This is a genomic window from Actinoallomurus acaciae (assembly GCF_042429965.1).
GTDB classification, from domain to species: domain Bacteria; phylum Actinomycetota; class Actinomycetes; order Streptosporangiales; family Streptosporangiaceae; genus Actinoallomurus; species Actinoallomurus acaciae.
This window is the reverse complement of sequence record NZ_JBHLZP010000938.1, coordinates 1-1,764: the sequence shown is the minus strand read 5'-3', so window position 1 is coordinate 1,764 and position 1,764 is coordinate 1. Positions and strand designations below refer to the sequence as shown.

2 protein-coding genes are annotated in these 1,764 nt (G+C 71.1%); both read right to left on the bottom strand.

What is annotated here, in order from left to right:
* Positions 1-87: 87 nt before the first annotated feature.
* Positions 88-699: a hypothetical protein gene (locus ACFFNX_RS49140; RefSeq protein WP_378213356.1), complete on the bottom strand. Its 612-nt coding sequence runs from the start codon at positions 697-699 to the stop codon at positions 88-90.
* Positions 700-708: 9 nt separating this feature from the next.
* A partial coding sequence (locus ACFFNX_RS49135) for an ABC transporter permease (protein ID WP_378213355.1) occupies positions 709-1,764 on the bottom strand: 1,056 nt, incomplete at its 5' end.

Sequence of the window (1,764 nt, the reverse complement as noted above, 5' to 3'; positions counted from 1 at the left end):
TCCCGGCGGCGACGGCCGCGGCCGCCAGCCTGGCCCGGCTCGCCTTCGCCGGCCGCGCGGTCCGCAGATGCCTCACGGCCCGCGCGGTCAGCCGCCCTGGACGCTCGTGGCCGTGACCGTGCCGTCCTGACCCGCCGTGCCCTGGACGACGACCTTCGAGCCGGCCTTGAGCGCCTTGGCCGTCGTCTTTTTGGCGACGGTGATCTTCGTCGAACCGCTCGTCTTCACGCGGACGATCCCATTGGGCGTCTGGACGTAGATGGTGTCGCCGTCGACGAGCTTGACCGTGCCCGTCGTGCCGCTGCCGGGGGCCTGGGCGCCGCTGTCCCGGCCCCCGTTCTGACCGTTCTGACCGCCGAAGCCACCGAAGCCGCCGAAGCCGGCGCCGGGCTGACCGCCCTGGGCCGTACCGCCCTGCCCGGTGCCTCGCCGGAGCTGACCGAGCAGGGCCGTCGGGTCGGAGGACTTCTTGGCGCCCCAGTGGCGGTCGGCCTGTACGCCGCCGACGAAGCCGCCCACCAGCAGGACGCCCGCGACCAGCAGGACGGTGACCGACGGCGGCCGGCGCCTCGGCCGGTCGTCGGCCTTGAGCTCTTCGGCCAGGTCGCCCTCGAACGGCGGGGTGTTCAGCAGATCCTCGGGCGGCACATCGAGGTCCTCACGTGGCGCGTCGTTCGTCTTGCGCCGGGTTCCAGTCACGGTTGCTCCCTATTCGTGGCGGAGGGCTTCGATGGGCCGGAGCTTGGCCGCGCGGTTGGCGGGATAGCTGCCGAAGAACAGGCCGATCGCGACGGAGACCCCGAGGGCCAGCGCGATCGAGCTGGGGACGATGACCGGCTTGACCCCTACGACCTTGAACTCGCTGCCGATCACCCCCGCGGCGACGCCGAGCAGCCCGCCCAGGAGGCTGAGCACGGTCGCCTCGACGAGGAACTGGCCGAGGATGGCGCCGCGCGGCGCGCCGATCGCCTTGCGGATGCCGATCTCGCGCGTCCGCTCGGTGACGGTCACCAGCATGATGTTGGTGATGCCGATCCCGCCGACCAGCAGGCTGATCGCCGCCACCGCGCCGAGCAGCACGGTGAACGTCTTGCTGCTACTGCTGATCGCCGACTGAAGCGTCGCCTGGTTCATGATCTGGAAGTCCGCCGTGTTGCTGCCGGTGATGCCGTGCCGCTGGTTCAGGATGTCGGTGATCTCCGACTGCGCGGCATCGACGGTCTTGGGCGTCTTGGCCTGCACGACGATCTGGTTCAGCGCGCCGTACCCGGTCAGGCTCTCCTGGACGGCCGGCAGCGGCGCGATCGCCACGTCGTCGGCGTCCTGGAAGCCCGACGACCCCTTGGTCTTCAGCACCCCGACGACGGTGAAGTTCACGCCGTTGACGGTGATCTGCCTGCCGACCGCGTCGACCGTGCCGAACAGGTCCTCATTCACGGTCTGCCCGATCACGACGACCTTGCGGTCGTTCAGCACGTCGTCGTTGGTGAAGTAGGTGCCGCGGTCGATCGGGTCGTTGGACGCCTCGAAGTACGTCGGGTAGGTGCCGACGAACTGCTGGATCGTGTGGCTCGTCCCCGCGTACGCGGCGTTCGCCGAGGAGGCGTTCACCACCGGGGAGACGCTCTTGACCGACGGGGCCGCCGACGCGTCGGCCATCGCCCGCGCGTCGTCGACGGTCAGGTCGTGCGCCTGTGTCCGTGGCCCGGTCTGCTGCTGCCCGGCCCCGGCCGCGCCGGGCGCACCGCCGCCGCCGAACGCGCG